Source organism: Burkholderia sp. M6-3, from assembly GCF_050858985.1.
Classification (GTDB): domain Bacteria; phylum Pseudomonadota; class Gammaproteobacteria; order Burkholderiales; family Burkholderiaceae; genus Paraburkholderia; species Paraburkholderia caledonica.
The window spans coordinates 2,322,213-2,343,674 of the sequence record NZ_CP110090.1 but is presented as its reverse complement, the minus strand read 5'-3'; the positions used below and the strand labels follow the sequence as shown (position 1 = coordinate 2,343,674).

Here is a 21,462-nt window from a genome sequence, read left to right as displayed (position 1 = left end):
TCGACGATGCAAGCCACTGAAGCCAATTTCGACGGTCTGGTCGGCCCGACGCACAACTACGCGGGGCTGTCGTTCGGCAACGTCGCGTCGCAGAACAACGAGAAGTCGGTTGCGAATCCGAAGGCGGCCGCGAAGCAGGGCCTGCGCAAGATGAAGCAGTTGGCCGATCTCGGCTTTCATCAAGGCGTGTTGCCGCCACAGGAACGCCCGTCGATGCGTCTGTTGCGCGAGCTGGGTTTTTCCGGCGACGACGCGACGGTGATCGCGCGCGTGGCGAAAAACGCGCCTGAGTTGCTGGCCGCGGCAAGTTCGGCATCGGCGATGTGGACTGCGAATGCCGCGACGGTGAGTCCGTCCGCCGACACGCACGACGGCCGCGTGCATTTCACGCCGGCCAATCTGTGCAGCAAGCTGCATCGCGCGATCGAGCACGAATCGACGCGCCGCACGTTGCGCGCCATTTTCAGCGACGCCGATCGCTTCGCGGTGCACGAAGCGCTGCCCGGCACGCCTGCGCTCGGCGACGAAGGCGCGGCGAATCACACGCGCTTCTGTTCCGAATATGGCACCCGTGGTGTCGAATTCTTCGTGTATGGCCGCAGCGAGTATCGTCGCGGGCCGGAGCCGAAGCGCTTCCCCGCGCGTCAAACGTTCGAGGCGAGCCGCGCGGTTGCGCACCGTCACGGATTGCAAGACGAGGCCACGGTGTACGCACAGCAGAACCCGGAAGTGATCGACGCGGGCGTGTTTCATAACGACGTGATCGCGGTCGGCAATCGCAATACGTTGTTCGGTCATGAGCTTGCGTTCGTCGAGCAGAACGCGGTGTATGACGAATTGCGCGCGAAGCTCGCCGGTCTGAAGGCTCAGTTCAATGTGATCGAAGTGCCCGACGCGCAAGTGAGCGTGGCAGACGCGGTGTCGTCATATCTGTTCAACAGCCAGTTGCTGACGCGCCCCGACGGCAAGCAGGTTCTGGTGGTGCCGCAGGAGTGCCGCGAGAATCCGCGCGTGGCCGCTTACCTGGACGATCTGACATCGCATACGGGTCCTATCGACGACGTGCTCGTGTTCGACCTGCGCGAAAGCATGAAGAACGGTGGCGGTCCCGCTTGCCTGCGCCTGCGTGTCGTGTTGAGCGACGCGGAGCGCGCGGCGGTCACACAAGGCGTGTGGATCGACGACGCGTTGTTCGGCCGGCTCGATTCGTGGATCGAAAAGCATTACCGCGACCGTCTTGCCCCGGCCGATCTGACCGATCCGCAATTGCTCGTCGAATCGCGCAGCGCGCTCGACGAACTGACGCAGATTCTCGGACTCGGGTCGCTTTATGACTTCCAGCGCTGAGCGCCACGCGCAGCACGCGATGCTGGACGATTTCCTCGCGTACACGCTCGCGGGCACGCGGCCTTCCGCGAACCAAACACAAGGCACCTGTGACGGCGGCGTGCGCTGGTCGTGGCTCGACGACGGCGTTCTGTTGATGGAGCCCGCGGCAATTGCAGCAGACACGCGCAGCGTGCTGGCGTCGGCGGGCGTGCATGGCGACGAGACGGCGCCGATCGAACTGCTTTCTTATCTCGTGCGCGACATAGCGCGTGGCGAGGCTGCGCTGACATGCCGTCTGCTGGTGATTCTCGGCAATGTCGATGCAATGCGCGACGCATGCCGTTATCGCGACGACGATCTCAACCGCCTCTTCAGCGGCCGGCATCTGCAACTGCCGCACAGTTACGAAGCGCCGCGCGCGGCCGCGCTCGAACAGGCGGCGACGCAGTTCTTCGCCACCGCGTCGCGGCAGCCTGGAGCACGGTGGCACATCGACATGCACACGGCAATCCGCGCGTCCGCGTTCGAGCGCTTCGCGTTGCTGCCGCATACCGGCAGGCCGTTTTCGCGTGCGATGTTCGAGTGGCTTGCAGAGGCACGCATCAGTGCCGTGCTTTTGCACACCACGAAGGGCAATACGTATTCGCATTTCACCGCGCAGGCGTGCGAAGCCGAAGCGTGCACACTCGAACTAGGCAAAGTGCGCCCGTTCGGCCAGAACGACCTGACACGCTTTGCCGGCGCGGATTCGGCCTTGCGTCAGCTGCTCGCGGGCACGAGTGGCCGCGAGCAGCCGGAACTGCCTCGCGCCTTCACGGTGATCGACCAGATCACAAAGCCGAGCGAAGCGTTCGAATTGCTGGTCGCGCCCGGTGTCGCCAACTTCACGCCGTTCGGCAAGGGCACGCTGCTCGCGCGTGATGGCGACTATCGGTACGTCGTGCAACACGACGAGGAGCGGCTCGTGTTCCCGAACGCGACGGTCAAGCCCGGCTTGCGCGCCGGGTTGATGGTCATAGAGACCACGCACGACACGTTGGCCAAGCTCGTCTAACGGCGCGGTTCGCATGAACGGCGGCTGCATCGGCGAATATGTTTTTGCGTGGACGCGACATCAAGTTGCAGGTTTGAATGCACGCCTGATTCTGCGTTCCGCCTGGAGGCTTGGCTCAGTTGTCCGCGGGCGCGGCGCGCGCGCCTGTACAATCCCCGCCTCGCGGCTGCTGCGCTGCACCACATCGGCCGCACGAGTTTGAATCGCATTTTTGGCGCGGCAATCATGCCTGTCCGGATTCGGCTCCGTCTTGTTCAATACCGTAGAGGAACACCCGCAATGAAGATGAATTGGCGAAACACGGCCGCGCTCGCGCTGTTCGCGACCGCAACGGCGACAGTAACGGCAGGCTCCGCAGTGGCGGCGGACATCAAGGAAGTGCGCTTCGGTGTAGAGGCGTCGTATGCGCCGTTCGAATCGAAGTCGCCGTCGGGCGAGTTACAGGGTTTCGACATCGACGTGGGCAATGCTGTCTGCGCGAAGCTCAAGGCCAAATGCGTGTGGGTGGAAAATTCGTTTGACGGTCTGATCCCCGCGTTGCAGGCGCGCAAATTCAACGCGATCAACTCGGACATGACGATCACGGACCAGCGCCGTCAGGCAGTGGATTTCACGGACCCGATCTACACGATCCCGAATCAGATGATCGCGAAGAAGGGCAGTGGCTTGCTGCCGACGCCTGCGTCGTTGAAGGGTAAGCATGTCGGGGTGCTCCAGGGCACGATCCAGGAAACTTACGCGAAGGCGCGCTGGGCGCCGGCGGGTGTCGACGTCGTGCCGTATCAGACGCAGGACCAGATTTATGCGGACCTCGCGTCCGGTCGGCTCGACGCATCCTTCCAGGACGCTGAGGCGGCGTCCAAGGGCTTTCTGAAGAAGCCGCAAGGCGCGGGCTTCGAATTCGCCGGTCCCGCTGTCAGCGACGAGAAGCTGCTCGGCGCGGGCGTGGGCTTCGGCATCCGCAAAGGCGATGCAGCGCTGAAGGACGCATTGAACCAGGCGCTGAAGGAACTGAAGGCAGATGGCACTATCGACCGTTTTGCGGCGAAGTACTTTGACGTGAAAGTCGTGCTCAAGTAACGCGTCGCCGCGCATCACCTGAGAGGAACGGCCGCGAGTTGCGGCCGTTTTTTATTTCGGGTCAACAACCGGTTCTCTGCGCTGACGAAATTTTTGCGGATATTCTTTTCTCGACATGCCCGTGCAAGACTGCCTGCGCTAGAATCGCCAGGCGTGCTGCCGTCGCAAACGATAAATCAGTCGCAATCTGTACGGTGGCGACGGAAGGAAAGCGACAAGACGGGCATAAAGCGGCACGCATAAAGCGGCAGCAATAAGACAGCCAAAACAGCAACAAGCGCCGGGGCGGCGCGTCGCGGGGGACCAGAATGAGCACCATTGCAGTCGAAAATCCGGGCCATGCGGGCGCCACGGACGATGAGCAGTTGAACGCCAGCTTCGCACGGCAACCCATCCTCAATCGGGACGGCATGCTGTGCGGGTACGAGCTCAAGATACGCGCGCCGGAATTTTCGGCGGAACCGCTGCCCGACCTCGATGACGACCTCGACGCTGAAAGCACCGCGGACAACGCCAGCGCCAAGGCAGGCCGCGCGCCCACGCCGGCGCAGCGCGTCGCGCGAGCGATCATCCGCGGCCTCACGCAGAGCAATGTGCGCGGCGCACTGACCGGGCATCCGGCGTACATCGACCTGAGCCGGGACATGCTGTTCGACGACGCAATCGAGCGGTTGCCCGCCGAGCGCTTCCTGTTCGAGCTGCCGCCCAATATGGAAGTCGACGACGAACTGATTGCGCGCATCGTGCTCCTGCATGGGCGTCGCTACCGTTTCGTGCTCGACGAAGTGACGCAGCCCAACGAGACCTTCGCGAAACTGCTGCCCTATGCGGAAGCCATCAAGATCGACATCACGCGCGCACCCGCCGCGCTGTTGCCGAAGCTGACGAGCGTGCTCAAGTCGGCGGGCAAGCTGCTGATCGCATCGGGGCTCGACGCGCAAGCCGACTTCGAAACGGCGCACGGCCTCGGCTTCGACCGCTTCCAGGGGTATTTCTTCGCGCGCCCGCAAACCGCGCTGACCCGGCGCGTCAGCGCGCCACGCCATGCGCTGCTGAATCTGCTGCAGCTGCTCGCGGGCGACCCGACGGTCGCGCAACTCGAAGCGGAGCTCAAGCTCAATCCCGTGCTGGTGATGCATCTGATGAAGCTCGCGAATTCCAGCGGGCTCGCAGTCGGTCATAAGGTGACCACGCTGCGCGAGGCGATCAACGCGACCGGCACAGACCGGATCGCGCGCTGGACGCAGTTGCTGCTCTACGCCGACGGCCGCAAGGTCGCGCTCGAAGACGATCCGCTGCTGCAACTCGCGGCGACTCGCGCGCGTTTCATGGAACTGGCGATTGAACGCTTGCCGGAAGCCGGCCGCGACGAAGCCGACGCGGCGTTTCTGACGGGTGTGTTTTCATTCGTCGACGCGGTGTTCGGCGGCTCGCTCGAAAGCACGTTGAATGTGCTCACGCTGTCGCGTCCGATCCAGGCGGCGATTCTGCAACGCGAGGGCGCGCTCGGTTTGTTGCTGGACACTGTCGAGGCGCTGGAAAACGGCTCGTGGGATGAGCTTGCCGCACTCTGCGCACAGCTTGCGCCGTTGACGGTGGAAGAGGTCGCTCAGATGGGACTTGCCGCCGGCGCATGGGCAGGCGTTGCGGACCGCAGCGCGGAAGGTCTGGAAAGAATCGAGGACTGAAGCTCAGAAATTCAAGCGATGCCGGTATGCAGCGCAAACCGGCATCGCGAATCTGACTTGCAAAATCAGGCGTCGGGCAAATGCAGAAGCAGGAGACTTACGTACCGTGATCAACGATCACGCCACGTCTTTACATCGTCTCCATTTCCCGCATTTGCCCCAGGCCGAAAAAACGGCCTAACTCCTTGGCCAGTTCGTTCAGCACGCTCATCTCTTTCTGCGAGATGCGCCGTGGCTCCTGAGTGTGAGACCAGTCGCCGTAAAGTAGCGCGACCGTCTGGTCGGTCTCGTCCACCACCGGTAACAGCACGAAGGCGCGGGCGTCGTCGAAAGAGCGGCGGAACCATTCCGGTAGGCGAGCGACCATTTTCGGATCGCGCGCGTTTTCGATGAAGATGCCCACCGAATTCGCTATGGCGAGGTGGAACACGTCGGGCTCGAAGGCCGAACCAAACGTAAGCTTGGGCAGCGCCGCATCGATTTTCGGGCCGAGACCCAGGCGCGCGCGGAAGGTGCCGTTGCTGTGCTTGACGAACACTACCGTGCGCGCAAAGCCAAGCGCCGCGAGCACCGTTTCCGAAGCCATGCCGAGGGCCGGCGCGAGGGAACTGGTGTCGGGGAGGGCGCGCAGGTCTTCGACACCTGCTGCAATGCGCGCTTCCGGGTTCAGCGCTTCGCGCGCCATCGCGTCAGCGTTCGCGCGCAGTTCGACGATTTCCCGCATCACGCCGTCGCCGCCTTCTTCGCGGGCAAGCGCGACGCTCATTTCGAGCAGCACTTCGGGATCGGTGTTGAGCGCGTGGCTATATTCCTGGGCGAGTTCGGCGATGCGTTCCTCGCGCTCGAAGTCGGGCACGTTCTGCTGCGTGAGGACGTCGGCGACCGCCGTCGAATAATTGGTGATCGCACGCAGCCACTGCACCTGGCGCGGCTGCTCCGTGTCCTGCGGATCGAATTCGCCCATGCCCGAGCGGATCATGTCTGGCAGGCGCCAGCGCACCGCGGCTTCGGCGCCGATTTCGTCGAACGTCACGCCTAGCACCAGCACACAAGCGTCCGCTTCCTGTGTGCCCCCGTCGATGTGGCGGCGAATCTGATCCCATTCCGCGTCGAGATAGAAGACCACCAGCAGCTTGCCGATTTGGCGCATCAGCGTGCAGACCACGGCTTCCTCGCCGGCACGCAGATCGCCGCGCTCGGTCAGCTTGCGCGCGACGCAGCCCGAGAGCAGCGTGCGGTTCAGTTCGAGCTTCGCGTCGATGCGGCGTGGCGCGCTGTGATGAAAGTGATCGACGATCTTCAGGCCGACCACGAGATGGCCGACCGCGTCCATGCCCAGCACCATCAGCGCGCGCGACACGGTGGTGATATTGCCGCCGAAAGCCATATACATGGCCGAGTTCGCAAGCCGCAACACCTTTTGCGTGAGCGCGAAGTCCGAGAGCACGACCTGCACGAGGCCGGTGAAGTCGAGGTCGTCATTGTTCATCGCCGCCATGGTGGTGCGCAGCGACTGCGACAGCATGGGGAAATCGCCGCGCTCGCTCATTCGCGTCCACAGCCGGTCGAGCACAGCCGCCTTTACCATGTGAGTCCCGCAAAAGCCATACATGTTCCAATGAATGCCACGCCGGCCTGAAGCCGGCTTGTGCCGCTGCGTAAGCGCTTGACCCGCACTGCTAGGCGCTGTGCAGGTGAAGCGAGCGCGCTTCGAAACGCTGCGCCAGTTCGTCGGAAGGCAACGCCTGGCAGACGAGCCAGCCCTGTATGTGGTCGCATCCCATTTCGGTCAGCAGGGCGCGCTGCGCTTCGGTTTCGACGCCCTCCGCGACCAGTTCCAGGTCGAGTGTCTGGGCGAGGCCGACCACCGCGCTGACAATCGCCTGGTCGTTTCGGGAGGTTAGCAGATTCTCGACAAAACTCCTGTCGATCTTGAGCTTTGCAAGGGGAAACCGTTGCAGGTAAGCCAGGCTTGAGTAGCCGGTGCCGAAATCGTCGACGGCAAAGCGGATACCCATGGCGGTCAGGTCCTCCAGCAACACCTTCGCGTGTGCCGGGTCGTGCATCAGCAGACTTTCGGTGATTTCGAACACGAGGCGCCGCGGGTCGATGCCGGTCAGATTGATCGCTTCGCGCACGGCGTCCTTGAAACGCGGATCGCGGAACTGTTGCGGCGACACGTTCACGGCGACGTATTGCAGCGAAATACCCTTGGCGTCCCACTGGATCAACTGCATGCACGCGATTTTCAGCACCCAGTTGCCGAGGAAGTTGATCAGGCCGATCGACTCCGCGAGGGGGATGAACATCGACGGCGGCACGAGACCGTGCACCGGATGCAGCCAGCGGATCAGCGCCTCGACCCCGACCACGCCGTGCGTGCGGCTGCTCGTGATCGGCTGGAAATGTAGCGAGAACTCGCCGTTGCGCACGCCGTCGTAGAGATCCGCCTCGAGCTTCAGGCGCTCCGCGTCGGCGGGATTGTCGTCGGGCACGTAGAACGCGAGCGTATTGCCGCCGGCCGCCTTGGCCTGCAACAACGCGTGGTCGGCCCAGCGCAGCAGATGCGTGTCATGCGCGGCGGTGTCGTTGGCGTGGCGCACATCGGGATACAGCGCGATGCCGATGCTCGCCGAAAGATGCACCTGCTGGCCGCTGAATACATAAGGTTGCTGGATCGCGGTCAAGAGACGCCGGGCCAGCGTTTCGGCGGCGGCGGCGGCGTCGGTGCGGTTCGCAGCGGTCTTCACGAGGATCGCGAACTCGTCGCTGGCCACGCGCGCCACGGTCTCGCTCGGACTCGTCATGTTCATCAGACGCCGCGCGGTGTCGCGCAGCATCTCGTCGCCGGCATCGTAGCCGAGCGCGCGGTTCACGCGTTGATAATCGTCGATGTCGAGCAGCAGCAGCGCGGCCGGCGTGCCGTGCGCGTCGGCTTGCCGTTGGGCCTCGAGCACCGCGGGAATCAGCGCGGACTGGTTGGCGAGGTTGGTCAGGCGGTCCAGATGCAGTGCCTGGATGAGGCGCTCCTCGCTCGCACGCCAGGCGGACACGTCGAAGCCGGCAATCGCATAGCCGCCGATGCCGTTGTGGCTGCTGCGCACCACGCGCAACTCCACGGTGATCGGGTAGGTGAGCGACTTGATGAGCCCGAGCGTGGCTTTCTCCACGTTGCCGGAAGCCGCCGCGCGGGCAAGCAGCGCGTCGAGGCGCGGCACATCGGCCTGGGCGACCAGTTCATGCAGCGTGATCGTCTCGAGATATTCGCGGTGATAGCCGATAAAGCGCAGGCTCGCGTCGGACACATAGATAAAGCGCAGTTCGCTGTCCACGTGCGCGAGCAGATCGACGGCGCCCACCACCTGTTCCAGTTGCGGCGGTGAAGGCGGGGCTGCTTGCGGCGTGTCATCCACGCGACGGCCAAGCGCAAGAAGCCGGTCGACGACCGTGCGCAAGGAGCCCCGGCGGGGCGCGGTGATCCTGTTCGCTTCCATGTTTGTCGCTGGCAACCTGTGTTCGTCTGCAGGCGGAGCGGCTTGCTGTTCGCCTGGTGAAGGCGGTCAAAAGGTATCAGGCCGCCCCATCAGAACAAGATAACGGCCCGGGCCCCGAAATCTTTAGCCGGCGAACGGGAAAAACTTTTCGTAAGGCGCGGCGGGCCGCCATGGCCAGGCGTTCCGGCGATTGGGTTAAAGTGCGGCGACCCGGCGTCCGTTAATACGGCAAACCCCTTGTGCGGTGGCGGTGCGCCGCTGCCGCGCCACACTCCGACAAGCTGCACCGATGATCCATGTCTGAACTTCATTTGGTCCGTGCCACTGCCCGGCGCATCGAGGTGCGCGACGCGTCCGGCGAGGATGCCGACCGGGCATCCTCGCCCCAGTTCGTCTATCTTGGCCGCCAGCCGATCCTCGATCGCCAGGGCGCGCTCAACGCCTATGAACTGCTGTTCCGGGCCGGCGCCCACAACTATGCGGAAATCACCGACGACGCTCAGGCGACGGCGCAGGTCGTGGCGCGCGCCCTCGGCGGAATCGGCGTGCCTGCGGTACTCGGGCGGCATCGCGGCTTCGTAAATATTGATCGGGCGATGCTCTTCGACGACATTGTCCACGTCATGCCGCCCGAACGCTTCGTGCTCGAGATCCTCGAAACAGTGAGGTTCGACGCGCAACTCGCGCGCAGACTGAGCGAACTGAGGCGCAGCGGTTTCCAGGTCGCGCTCGACGACGTCAGCGAACTGTCCGGCGAACTGCTCGCCATGTTGCCGCATGCGGACATCGTCAAGATCGATTTTTTGCAGGCGAAGCGAGCGGATCTGCCTGAACTCGCCGCCGCCATGCGCGGCTACGGCAAGACGCTGTTAGCCGAAAAAGTCGAGACACGCGAGGACTTCGCGCTCGCCCGCGATCTCGGTTTCGATCTGTTTCAGGGCTACTTCTTCGCGCGGCCACAAGTGCTGGCCGCGCCGCGCAACCGGTCTCCGCGTCCGAGCCTCTTGCGACTGCTCGCGCTACTGTCGCGCGATGCGGGCATCGTCGAACTCGAAGCCGAACTGAAGCTGAACCCGAGCGTGGTCGTCCAGTTGCTGCGGCTCGTCAACTCGAGCGCATTCGGTCTTGGGCGCAATATCGCGTCGTTGCGCGAGGCGATCATCGCAACAGGGACGCGCCAGATCGCGCGCTGGGCGCAACTGCTGCTTTATGCGGACAGCGGCGATTTGCCGTGGCGCGCCGATCCGCTCGTGCAACTGGCCGGTACCCGTTCGCGCTTCATGGAACTGGCGGCAGGCTGGATGCGTCCCGCCGACGACGAATTCGCCGATGCCGCGTTCATGACGGGCATTTTTTCGCTCGTACATGTGCTGCTCGGCAGCACACCGAAGGTGGTGCTGGAAAAGCTCGGTCTTGCGCCGCAGATCCGCGAGGCAATCGTCACGCATCACGGAGCGCTCGGTACGCTGTTGCGCATCGCGGAGCTGGCGGGCAAAGGCGGCGACGCGGCGTCGATCGCGCTCGGACCCGATGCGCCGCCGGAATTCGCCGCGCTCACGCCCGAGGTACTCGCCGAGCTCAACCTTTCCGCGGCCGCGTGGTTTGGCGCGCACGTGGAAGAAGCGGCCGCCTGATCCGCGCCGTTGCTTGCATCCTGCGAGGTGCGGCGCACGTATTCTGCGTGTACGTGGTCCAATAGAGCGCAGGGCCGGTCGGTCATGTCCGGCTTTGCCGCTTAGGTCCGTACCTGGCTGCCAGGCTGCCTCGAAGGTGCCCGGACTGTGCCCGGACCTTGCCGGGCCGGCCATGGTCGCGCTGGACGGCGAGGCCGTAGACTCGTCGCCGGAATCGTGTGCATCAACGCTCAAAGGATCAGCAGATGAAAAGAAAATTCATACCGGCGGCGCTGACCGCTGCCGTGTCGGTGGCCTTCGCCGCGTATTCGTTGGCGGCGAACGCGACACTCAAGCCGGGCGATCCGGCACCGCAGTTCACCACGCAGGCGTCGCTGGGCGGCAAGACGTACACCTATTCGCTTGCCGACGAGCTGAAGAAGGGACCGGTGGTGCTGTACTTCTACCCGGCCGCTTTCACGAAGGGCTGCACGATCGAGGCTCATGAATTCGCCGAGGCCGTCGACGAATACAAGAAATATGGGGCGACGGTGATCGGCGTGTCGCACGACAACATCGACACGTTGACGAAATTCTCGGTAAGCGAGTGCCGCAGCAAATTCCCGGTTGCCGCGGACGCGGAGTCGAAAGTGATTGGCGCATATGACGCGGGCTTGCCGATGCATAGTTCGATGGCCAATCGTGTCTCATACGTGATCGCGCCTGACGGCAAGATCATCTACGAATACACGAGCCTGTCACCGGAAAAGCACGTCGAAAATACGCTTAAGGCCGTGAAGGACTGGGCCGCTGCGCACAAGCAGCCTTAAGGCTCATCGTCGGGAACTCGCCATGCCGATTATTGTTGCGCTACTGGCGCTGATTGCGCTGGTCTATGGCGCGGTGCGCGCATTCTATGGGTTGCAGTCGGCCTTCGGCACGACGGTCGCCGTCGGTGCGGCGGTGCTGGCCGCCGTGCTGCTGATTGCCGCCGTCGCGTACTGGTTGCGCCGCCGCAAGGAAGTTGCGCCGAATATTCGCGACAGCGACTGGACGCACCGGCTCGACGGCACTTGGGGCTCGGTGCGGCTCGCGTCGGGCAAGCGTCTGTGTGAGATTTATCTGGGCTCGGAGCAGGGCGCGTATATCTTTGCCGATCTGCTCGGGGCCGACATGAAGCGCGACGGCGCGCAATGGCACGTTGCGCTGAAAGTGAAGGATGCCGCACACGGCGTGTGGCACTTGCCGATGCAAAGCGAAGGGCAAGCAAAGCAATGGCGGCGCATTTTTTTGCTCGCTATCGACCAGAAACTTTGAGGTCGTTTTCGGCGGTGGAGCGGCGATGGAGCGGCGGTGAAGCGGCGGTACTGCCGGTTCAACCGCCGCTTCATCGCGCATGCACGACGCTATGTACGCACAACGCCATGCGTCACGCAGACGGAGCAATCCCGCCCCTGCGCGCTTTCCGCGACTCCCAGCGAACGCGAATCCGGTCCATGTAAAGATAGACCACCGGTGTCGTGTACAAGGTCAGCATCTGGCTGACAATCAGCCCGCCGACAATCGCAATGCCGAGCGGCGCGCGCAACTCCGCGCCTTCGCCGCGGCCGAACGCAAGCGGCACTGCGCCGAGCATGGCCGCGAACGTGGTCATCATGATCGGACGGAAACGCAGCAGGCACGCCTCGTGAATCGCGTCACGCGACGAGCGGCCTTGCCGCGACGCTTCGATAGCGAAGTCCACCATCATGATCGCATTCTTCTTGACGATGCCGATCAGCAGAATCACGCCGATCAACGCGATGATGCTGAACTCGGTCTTGAAGAGCAGCAGCGCCAGCAGCGCGCCCACGCCCGCCGACGGCAGCGTCGACAGAATGGTCAGCGGGTGAATGTAGCTCTCGTACAGGATGCCGAGCACGATGTACACCGCGGCGAGAGCGGCCAGAATCAGAATCGGCTGGTCCGACATGGACTGCTGGAATGCCTGCGCCGTTCCCTGGAAGCTGCCGTGGATCGTCGCCGGCATGCCGATCTGCGCCATGGTCTCGTAGATCGCCTGGGTTGCCGTGGACAGCGACACGCCGGGCGGCAGGTTGAACGAGATCGTCGAGGCCACGAACTGACTCTGGTGATTCACCGACAACGGCGTATTGCCCGGACTGAAGCTCGCAATTGCCGACAGCGGCACCATGGTTTCCTTCGAGGTCGACACGGCCGCGCCCGACGAAGCGCTCGACTTGCCGCTCGCGGCGATCGAGTTGATCGCCTGGTTGCGCGCGGAATCGGCGGCGATCGTCGCGGCGCTCGACGCCGTGGTGCCCGCGGTGCCGCCCGCTGAGGCGCTCGTGGACGACGTGGTGGTCGCCTTCGTCACCGTGCCCGCAGGCGCGTTGGTGGTCTGCGCGCCGCTCGCGCTGCCGCCCGACGTGCTGACGTAGATCTGCTTCAGCATGTCGGGGCTCTGCCAGTATTTCGGCGCGACTTCCATTACCACGTGATACTGGTTCAACGGGTTGTAGATCGTCGATACCTGGCGCTGACCGAAGGCGTCGTACAGCGTGTTGTCGATCTGCGCGGGCTTGATGCCGAGTCGCGACGCGCTCGCGCGGTCGATGGTCACCATGGCTTCGAGTCCGCCTTGCTGCTGGTCGGAATTCACGTCGGTCAGTTCGTGGCGCGCCTGCAGCGCCTCGGTGAGCTTCGGTCCCCACAGATACAGGTCGGGTGTCGAATCGGCGAGTAGCGTGAACTGATACTGCGCATTCGATTGCCGCCCGCCCACGCGGATGTCCTGCACCGATTGCAGGAACGTGCGTGCGCCGGCTACGTCGCCAAGCGGCGCGCGCAGTTGCTGGATCACCTGATCGGCGGAAAGCTTGCGCTCGCCCTTCGATTTGAGCGACACGAACATGAAGCCCGAATTGGTTTGCCGCCCGCCAGTGAAGCCGACCACGCTATCCACGGCCGGGTTCTTGCTGACGATCTCCATCATCTCCGCGAACTTGCCTTTCATGGCCTGGAAAGACGTGCTCTGGTCCGCCTGAATGCCGCCGATGAGCCGCCCGGTATCCTGCTGCGGGAAGAAGCCCTTCGGCACGATGATGTACAGCCAGATATTCAAGCCGATGGTCGCGAGCAGAATGGTGAGGATCAGGCGCGGATGCAGCAGCGCCCAGCCGAGCGTGCGTTCGTAGCCACGTTGCATGGACGCAAAACCGCGTTCGAGCCAACGTCCGAAACGGCCTTCCTCTTTCTGTTCGCGGGGCTCGCGCAGAAGGCGGGAGCACATCATTGGCGTGAGCGTGAGCGAGACGATTAGCGACACGCCGATTGCGAGCGACAGCGTCAACGCGAACTCGCGGAACAGCCGGCCCACGATGCCTCCCATCAGCAAAATCGGCAGAAACACGGCGACGAGCGAGATGCTGATCGACATGACCGTGAAGCCGACTTCGCGCGCGCCGATGAATGCAGCCTTCATGCGCGGCACGCCGTTCTCGATATGCCGCGAGATGTTTTCCAGCACCACGATGGCGTCGTCCACGACGAAGCCTGTCGCGATCGTCAGCGCCATCAGCGAAAGGTTGTCGATCGAGAAGCCGAGCAGGTACATCGCGCCGAACGTGCCGATGATCGAGATTGGCACCGCCACGCTTGGAATGAGCGTGGCGCGCCAGTTGCGCAGGAACAGGAACACGACCATCACGACGAGCGCGACCGCGATCATCAGCGTGTACTCGGTGTCTTTCAGCGACGCGCGGATCGTGACCGAGCGGTCGGACGTGGGCGAGATGTCGACGTCGGCCGGCAGCGACGCATGCAGTTGCGGCAGCATAGCCGTGACGCGGTCGACCGTTTCAATGATGTTCGCGCCCGGCTGGCGATACAGGATCACGAGCACCGAGCGCTTGCCGTTGAAGAGCCCGAGGTTGCGCAGATCCTCGACGGAATCGACGACTTCCGCCACGTCCGATAGCTTGACCGCCGAGCCGTTGCGGTAGGCGATCACGAGGTCTCGATACTGCGACGCCTTGCTCGCCTGGTCGTTCGTATAAATCTGCACGCGGTTCGGGCCGAACTCGATCGAACCCTTGGGACTGCTCGCGTTGGCCGCGGCGAGCGCCGCGCGCACGTCTTCGAGACCGATGCCGTAGTGAAAAAGCGCCTGCGGCTCCAGTTCGACGCGAACAGCCGGATTCGCCGAGCCGCTCACGTCCACTTCGCCCACACCGTCCACTTGCGACAGCGACTGCTGCAGCACCGTGGCCGCCGAGTCGTAGAGCTGACCGGCGGTGAGCGTTTTCGACGTGAGCGCGAGAATCATGATCGGCGCGTCAGCCGGATTGACCTTGTGATAAGTCGGATTGCTGCGCAGGCTCGCGGGGAGATCGGCGCGCGCGGCGTTGATTGCCGCTTGCACGTCGCGCGCTGCGCCGTCGATGTTGCGGTTCAGACCGAACTGCATGGTGATGCGCGTCGAGCCGACGGAACTCGTCGACGTCATTTCCGTGACGTCGGCGATCGAACCGAGATGCCGTTCGAGCGGACTCGCCACGCTGGTCGCGACCGTGTCCGGGCTTGCACCCGGTAACGATGCCTGGACCGAAATGGTCGGGAAGTCGACCTGCGGGAGCGGCGCAACCGGCAGCTTCGTGAAAGCGAAGATGCCGGATAGCGCAATGCCGATTGCCAGCAGTGTGGTGGCGACGGGGCGCGAAATAAACGGACGCGACAGGTTCATCGCATCAGTTCCCTGCGTCCGTGGCTGGCGGCGTTGCGCCCGCCGATGGACCGCCCCGGTTGAAGCGCTCGCGCGTGCGGCGGGCCAGCGAATCGAACGCGAGGTAAATCACCGGCGTGGTAAAGAGCGTCAGCAGCTGGCTGACGATCAGACCGCCCGCGATCGCGATACCGAGCGGGCGACGCAATTCCGAACCGGCGCCGGTGCCGAGCATCAGCGGCAGCGCGCCGAGCAGCGCGGCGAGCGTGGTCATCAGGATCGGCCGGAAGCGCAGCAGGCACGCCTGGTAAATGGCTTCGCGCGGCGCCTTGCCTTCTTCGCGTTCCGCATAGAGCGCGAAGTCGATCATCATGATCGCGTTTTTCTTCACGATGCCGATCAGCAGCACGATGCCGATAATGCCGATGATGTCCAGGTCGTGGCCCGTGATCAGCAGCGCGAGCAATGCGCCCACGCCTGCCGAAGGCAGCGTCGAAAGAATTGTGATCGGGTGGATGAAGCTCTCATACAGCACGCCGAGCACGATATACATCGTGACGATGGCCGCCAGAATCAGGAACAGTTCGTTCGATAGCGACGCCTGGAACGCGAGCGCCGCGCCCTGATAGCGCGTCTGGAACGAGGCCGGCAAGCCGATGTCCTGTTCCGCCTGCCCAATTGCCTTGACGGCCGCGCCAAGCGACGATCCCGGCGCCAGGTTGAACGACACCGTCGTGGCGGGGAACTGGCTCAGGTGCGTGACGAGCAACGGGGCCGGTCTTTCGATGAATCTCGCGATCGCGGAGAGCGGGACTTGCCCGCCCGACGAGGTGGAAGAGGGCAGATAGATCGAGTTGAGCGACTCGGTGTAGTGCTGCATCGACGGCTGCGCTTCTAGGATCACGCGGTACTGGTTCGACTGCGTGAAAATCGTCGAGACGATGCGCTGGCCGAATGCGTCGTAAAGCGCGCTATCCACGGTGGCGGGTGTGATGCCATAACGCGACGCGGTGGCACGGTCGATCTCGACGTAGACCGACTGACCGTTGTCCTGCAGGTCGGTTGCGACGTCCGCGAGTTCCGGCGACTGCCTCAACCGCTCGACGAGCTTCGGCACCCAGGTCGTGAATTCGCCCATGTTCGGGTCGGTCAGCATGAACTGGTACTGCGTGGGGCTCACGGTCGAATCGATCGTCAGGTCCTGCACCGGCTGCATGTACAGCGACGCGCCTGCGATATGCGCGACGTCCCGCTGCAGTTGCCGGATCACTTCGCTCGCGGTGCTGCTACGGTCGTCGCGCGGCTTCAGGTTGATGAGCATGCGGCCGCTGTTCAACGTGATGTTGCTGCCATCCACGCCGATGAAGGAGGTCAGGCTTTCCACGTCCGGGTTTTTCAGAATCTGCGCGGCGAGTTCCTGCTGGCGCTCGGCCATCGACGCATACGACACCGACTGCGGCGCCTGCGTAATCGCCTGGATCACGCCCGTATCCTGCACCGGGAAGAAGCCCTTGGGAATGAACACGTAGAGCAGCGCGGTCAGCACGAGCGTCAGCACTGCAACGACCAGCGTGGCGCGTTGCCGGCTCAGGACCCACGTGAGCGCGACCGCATAACGGGCGATCACCCAGTCGATCGCGCGGTGCGCGCGCGCCTCGAAGCGGTGGCTCTCGTGCGGTGGCGTGTGGCGCAACAGTTTCGCGCACATCATGGGTACGAGCGTGAGCGACACGATTGCCGAAATCACGATGGTCACCGCGAGCGTGATCGCGAATTCATGGAACAGACGGCCTACCACGTCGCCCATGAAGAGCAGCGGAATCAGCACGGCGATCAGCGAGACAGTCAGCGATATGATCGTGAAGCCAATCTGCTTCGAACCTTTCAACGCGGCTTCGAGCGGCGCTTCGCCTTCTTCGACATAGCGCGCGATGTTCTCGATCATGACGATCGCGTCGTCGACCACGAAGCCGGTCGCGATCGTCAAGGCCATTAGCGATAAGTTATCCAGCGAAAAGCCGCACAGATACATCACCGCGAGCGTGCCGATCAGCGAGAGCGGCACCGACAGGCTCGGAATGATGGTCGCATACACGTTGGCGAGAAACAGGTACATGACGAGCACGACGAGCACGACCGACATGGCCAGTTCGAACTGCACGTCGCGCACGGAAGCGCGGATCGTGGTGGTGCGGTCGGTGACGACCTGCACCTCGAGTGCGGCCGGCAGCGACTGCTGCAACTGGGGCAGCAGTTTCTTGATGCTATCCACGACCTGAATCACATTCGCGCCCGGCTGACGCTGCACGTTCAGGATGATCGCGGGCGTGCCGTCGACCCACGCGCCGAGCTTTGTGTTTTCCGCGCCCTGCACGATGGTGGCGACGTCGGTCAGCATCACGGGACGGCCGTTCTTGTACGCGACCACCGCGCTCTTATACGCATCGGCGTCGGTCAACTGGTCGTTTGCGTTGATCGTGTAGTTGCGCGTCGGGCCGTCGAAGTTGCCCTTCGGCGTGTTGACGTTCAGGTTCGAAATCGTGGTGCGCAAGTCGTCAAGATTCAAGCCATAGGCGGCGAGCGCGCGCGGGTTCGCCTGGATCCGTACGGCCGGCCGCTGGCCGCCCGACAGACTCACAAGGCCCACGCCCGCGACCTGCGAAATTTTCTGCGCAAGACGCGTGTCGGCGAGATCCTGAACCTGCGTGAGCGGCAATGTTTTCGACGTGATCGCGAGCGTGATGATCGGCGCATCGGCGGGATTGACCTTTGCGTAGATCGGCGGCGCGGGCAGGTCCGAGGGCAGCAGGTTACCCGCCGCGTTGATCGCGGCCTGCACTTCCTGCTCGGCGATATCGAGCGGCAGGTCGAGGCTGAACTGCAGCGTGATGATCGACGAGCCGGCCGAGCTTTGCGACGACATCTGATTCAGCGAGGGCATCTGCCCGAACTGACGTTCGAGCGGCGCGGTGACCGACGACGTCATCACGTCCGGGCTCGCGCCCGGATAGAACGTTTGCACCTGGATTGTCGGATAGTCGACCTGCGGCAGCGCTGACAGCGGCAAGAAGCGCAGGGCGACGAGGCCGACCAGCATGATCGCCGCCATCAGCAGCGCGGTGCCGACGGGGCGCAGAATAAAGGCGCGGGATGGATTCATGCGGTAAGTGCCATGCCCTTATTGCGAAGCTTGCGCTGCGTGCTTGCCGTGGTGCGGGCGTGCAGCCGAGGCACCGGAGGCACCAGAGGCACCGGAGGCCGCAGCTGCGGGTGCACCGCTGGCCCCGCGCGCGCCGCGCGGTTTGTCCGCCGGAATCGTGATTTTCGCGCCTTCCTTCAGGCGGTCCGAACCGTCGATCACGACGCGCTCGCCCACTTGCAAACCCGACTTGATGCTGGTGCGCTCGCCATCGACCGGGCCGACCTTCACCGGGCGCACCGTGACGGTGTTGTCAGGCTTGACGACGTACACGAACTGGCCGATGGAACCGTTCAACACAGCCGATGTGGGTACGATCACTGCGTCCTTGATCGTATTGACGAGCAACCGTGTGTTCACGAACTGATTCGGGAACAACAGGTTCTTGTTGTTCTGGAAGATCGCGCGCAGCTTGACGGTGCCGGTCGTGGTGTCGATCTGGTTGTCGAGCGTTTCGAGTGTGCCGCCTTCGAGCGACGTGGTGTTGCTGCGGTCGTACGCGGTGACCGAGAGCTTCGTGCCGGATTGCGCCTGCTCGAGGATTTGCTGCAGGTTGTCTTCGGAGGTGGTGAAGATGACGCTGATCGGCTGCAATTGTGTAATCACGACGATGCCGTTGGTCAGGCTCGGCGTCACGTAGTTGCCGGGATCTACCTGCCGCAAGCCCACGCGCCCCGACACCGGCGCGGTGATTCGCGCATAAACGAGGTCGAGCTTATAGGTGTCGACGTTGGCCTTGTCGGACTTCACAGTGCCTTCATATTGGCGCACGAGCGATGCCTGCGTATCGACCTGCTGGCTCGCAATCGAGTCTTGCGAAAGCAGCGTCTGATAGCGCTTGAGGTCAAGACGCGCGGTTTGCAGCAGCGCCTCGTCGCGCGCGAGCGTGCCTTCAGCGTTGCTGAGCGAGATCTGATAGGGACGCGGGTCGATCTGCGCGAGCAGGTCGCCCTTCCTGACCATCTGGCCTTCCTTGAAATACACCTCTTGCAGCGTGCCGCTCAGTTGCGGCAATACCGTCACGCTGGCGAGCGGGGTGACGGTGCCGAGCGCGGTCAACACGACCGGCATCTCACCTTGCGTCGCCGTGGCCACATGGACCGGTTGCGGCATGTTCGCCATGCCGCCCGGGCCGCCGCGGCCGGACCGCCCGCTATGTGTGCCGCTCGCGCCCGGTGCGGCGGCGCCGCCCGGCGAGCCCCACGGATGCCAGCGCCACAGCACGAAGCCGAGAATCGCGAGCGCGGCGACGATGAGTGCGATATTGCGGCCGCGATGCGATTTGACGACGCCGGGCGGTGTGTCCCGCTTATCGCGGCTGTGCAACGGACGGTCAGGCCCGCCACTGGCGGGCGTCGGGGAAACCGGAGCGGTGGGGCGTGAAGTTTCCGAATGCTGTTGTTGTTCGTCCATCGGTTCGGTCAGTGACTGGCTTGGAAGTGAGGCGTTCGCGCGATTGTGCCGCATTGGCGCGTGGCGCCCGATGCGTGCGGATCGCACGACAGGCGGTTTCGACAGCGGTCGGTCCGCAAATGTTCAGCGCGATGCTACCTGAGACGTGGCCTACGATGCATGCACAGTGCTGCGGGACACGCGTGCGCTCGGGGATTCTGCGCACCGTGCCGGACGGCCCCGAGGCCAGACCGCGCGGGCGCGGCTCCGCGACAGGAATGCATGATCCTACGTCCCGCGCTCTGTAACAGTCCACCCGCGTATTTTTCTTTTGATTACGCCGGTTACACGATGTGGAATGGCTGGCCGCTGAGCGGGGCGGGCAGCGCGTTCGCGGCACTTCTGTTGTTCAGTTGTCGAGACGGCGCCCCGGCGTCCCCCCGATCTCCAGCACGATTCGCGCGACACAATCGAGCAGGTTGGGTCCGGCACGGTTGATGAGCCAGTCGCGCGGGCACTGGTCGGCGGAGCCGCCGCAATTGACCGCGTACCGCTCGCCGGACGGGCCGGTGAAGCCGAGCGCGATTGCATTCAGTCCGTCGTGCCATTCGCCGGTCGCGATCGCGAAGCCGCGCTCCATGGCTTCCTGCAGCGCCGTTTCAAGCCGGCCGCCGACGTGGCCCCAGTCGTCGCCCTCGGCGGCCTGCAATCCGGTCAGCAGTTTCATGCGCTCCGGCTCGTCGAGCGCCGCCAGGTAGGCGCGGCCGATGGCGGTGCGGCTCAGGCTCATCCGCGCGCCGACCTCGAGGCGCGACACGAGCACGGCCGAACGTGGCCGGATCACGTCGATCACCACCATGTCGAGCCGGTCGCGCACGGCGAGATGCACCGAGAGCCGGGTGCGCTCCGCGAGTTCGATCAGAAACGGGCGGGCCCGCGCGCGAATGTCGAAATTGCGCAGAAAGCCATTGCTCAGTTCCAGCACCGACGAAGTCAGCACGAAACGCTCGCTGTCCGGTAACCGGAATAGAAAGCCGGTGCCCACGAGCGTCGCGGTGATACGCGAGACTGTCGGCTTCGGAATGCCGGTGAGTTCGGTCAACTCGCGGTTGCTGAGCGGCGCGTCTGCGGCGGCAATCGCGCGGAGCACCGTCAGACCACGGGCCAGCGCGGTGACTTCGTCGCCGGAGCCGTCTTTTTCCTTGACGGGGTCGGCGAAGCTATTGAGTCGCGTGCGTGGGTTCATGTGGATTATGAAACGTTATTTCAGATTATTGGCTTAGAGGGGCGCTTAACGGCGATGCGTTGGGCTCGAAACGCTATTTGCACGGGCTTGCCTCGCGCGTATTTTCTTCATCTGATCATTGTAACGAAATAATTTCCGACATCGCGCCGAAGGTCCCGAGATTTTGCTTGACTAAGTCAGCATTACCGGAAAAAATGGAACCTCATTTCGAAAGCGAGTATCAGGTGTCGCGTTTGTACCTCTGAGCTTCGGTGACTTGGAGGCTGTGCGATCAGCGCGTGTCCGCCTACTTTGATACTGCTCGCCTGGCGCCGTCTGTGTTCGACACCGCTCAAGCGCGTTCGGTCACCCGCCAATTTTCGAAGTACCTTCTCTCAGGTTCTAGCACGGCCCTCGGAATGGCTAGAACTTTTCAAGGCGTCACGGTAACGTGACGCCTTTTTTTTGCTCTTATGAGGGCACAACAAAGTGTACTGATGACCGCGGCAAGCAAGTCGCGACTAAGGGACAGGGTGATGCGCTCAATGCGGCAGCGGCCAGGCGCGGTGATTCTCAGGTCGGAGTTATCTCATTTGGGGCATCCCTCGCAACTGAGTCGCGTGCTGTAAACACTGGTCAAGGCCGGAGCGTTGGTAAGAGTCGGT

At 63.6% G+C, this 21,462-nt stretch carries 13 protein-coding genes; 7 read left to right on the top strand and 6 right to left on the bottom strand.

Going from position 1 to position 21,462, the window contains the following annotated elements; all coding sequences use genetic code 11:
• Nucleotides 1–6 precede the first annotated feature (6 nt).
• From astB to OH764_RS10080, 4 genes are all read left to right on the top strand, one after another.
• Entirely contained in the window at nucleotides 7–1,347 is a 1,341-nt protein-coding gene (astB, locus tag OH764_RS10095; protein WP_498846686.1) for an N-succinylarginine dihydrolase, read from the top strand.
• Nucleotides 1,331–2,383 carry a succinylglutamate desuccinylase gene (astE, locus tag OH764_RS10090; protein WP_498846685.1) on the top strand — a complete coding sequence of 351 codons (1,053 nt, stop codon included), beginning with the start codon at nucleotides 1,331–1,333 and terminating at the stop codon, nucleotides 2,381–2,383. The genes astB and astE overlap by 17 nt, the downstream gene beginning before the upstream one ends.
• A 279-nt stretch (nucleotides 2,384–2,662) precedes the next feature.
• Nucleotides 2,663–3,463, top strand: coding sequence for an ABC transporter substrate-binding protein (locus tag OH764_RS10085; protein ID WP_088175212.1), 801 nt, complete (start codon nucleotides 2,663–2,665; stop codon nucleotides 3,461–3,463).
• A 308-nt stretch (nucleotides 3,464–3,771) separates the two neighbouring features.
• On the top strand, nucleotides 3,772–5,151 hold the full coding sequence (locus tag OH764_RS10080; RefSeq protein WP_498846684.1) for an EAL and HDOD domain-containing protein: 1,380 nt from the start codon (nucleotides 3,772–3,774) through the stop codon (nucleotides 5,149–5,151).
• A gap of 130 nt (nucleotides 5,152–5,281) precedes the next feature.
• Here the strand turns inward: OH764_RS10080 and OH764_RS10075 are convergent, their stop codons facing one another.
• Together OH764_RS10075 and OH764_RS10070 are read right to left on the bottom strand one after the other, a co-directional pair.
• Complete coding sequence (locus OH764_RS10075) at nucleotides 5,282–6,739, bottom strand: HDOD domain-containing protein (protein ID WP_027777319.1); 1,458 nt, start codon at nucleotides 6,737–6,739, stop codon at nucleotides 5,282–5,284.
• A gap of 91 nt (nucleotides 6,740–6,830) precedes the next feature.
• Nucleotides 6,831–8,645, bottom strand: coding sequence for a putative bifunctional diguanylate cyclase/phosphodiesterase (locus OH764_RS10070; RefSeq protein ID WP_498846683.1), 1,815 nt, complete (start codon nucleotides 8,643–8,645; stop codon nucleotides 6,831–6,833).
• A 296-nt stretch (nucleotides 8,646–8,941) separates the two neighbouring features.
• Here OH764_RS10070 and OH764_RS10065 point away from each other — a divergent pair, with 296 nt between their 5' ends.
• The 3 genes from OH764_RS10065 to OH764_RS10055 all read left to right on the top strand — a co-directional run bounded on the left by OH764_RS10065 (nucleotide 8,942) and on the right by OH764_RS10055 (nucleotide 11,575).
• Nucleotides 8,942–10,279, top strand: a complete 1,338-nt coding sequence (locus OH764_RS10065; RefSeq protein ID WP_498846682.1) for an EAL and HDOD domain-containing protein — start codon at nucleotides 8,942–8,944, stop codon at nucleotides 10,277–10,279.
• 245 nt (nucleotides 10,280–10,524) lie between these two features.
• A complete protein-coding gene (locus tag OH764_RS10060; RefSeq protein WP_498846681.1) occupies nucleotides 10,525–11,088 on the top strand; it encodes a peroxiredoxin in 564 nt (187 codons plus the stop codon).
• A gap of 22 nt (nucleotides 11,089–11,110) precedes the next feature.
• A complete protein-coding gene (locus OH764_RS10055) occupies nucleotides 11,111–11,575 on the top strand; it encodes a hypothetical protein (RefSeq protein ID WP_498846680.1) in 465 nt (154 codons plus the stop codon).
• A gap of 112 nt (nucleotides 11,576–11,687) precedes the next feature.
• On the opposite strand, the gene OH764_RS10050 is transcribed toward OH764_RS10055, so the two are convergent.
• The 4 genes from OH764_RS10050 to OH764_RS10035 all read right to left on the bottom strand — a co-directional run bounded on the left by OH764_RS10050 (nucleotide 11,688) and on the right by OH764_RS10035 (nucleotide 20,818).
• Nucleotides 11,688–15,002, bottom strand: coding sequence for an efflux RND transporter permease subunit (locus OH764_RS10050; RefSeq protein WP_498846679.1), 3,315 nt, complete (start codon nucleotides 15,000–15,002; stop codon nucleotides 11,688–11,690).
• 4 nt (nucleotides 15,003–15,006) lie between these two features.
• Nucleotides 15,007–18,141, bottom strand: a complete 3,135-nt coding sequence (locus OH764_RS10045; RefSeq protein WP_498846678.1) for an MdtB/MuxB family multidrug efflux RND transporter permease subunit — start codon at nucleotides 18,139–18,141, stop codon at nucleotides 15,007–15,009.
• Between the two features lie 18 nt (nucleotides 18,142–18,159).
• Complete coding sequence (locus OH764_RS10040; protein ID WP_498846677.1) at nucleotides 18,160–19,593, bottom strand: MdtA/MuxA family multidrug efflux RND transporter periplasmic adaptor subunit; 1,434 nt, start codon at nucleotides 19,591–19,593, stop codon at nucleotides 18,160–18,162.
• A 388-nt stretch (nucleotides 19,594–19,981) separates the two neighbouring features.
• Nucleotides 19,982–20,818 carry an IclR family transcriptional regulator gene (locus OH764_RS10035; protein ID WP_498846676.1) on the bottom strand — a complete coding sequence of 279 codons (837 nt, stop codon included), beginning with the start codon at nucleotides 20,816–20,818 and terminating at the stop codon, nucleotides 19,982–19,984.
• Nucleotides 20,819–21,462 lie beyond the last annotated feature (644 nt).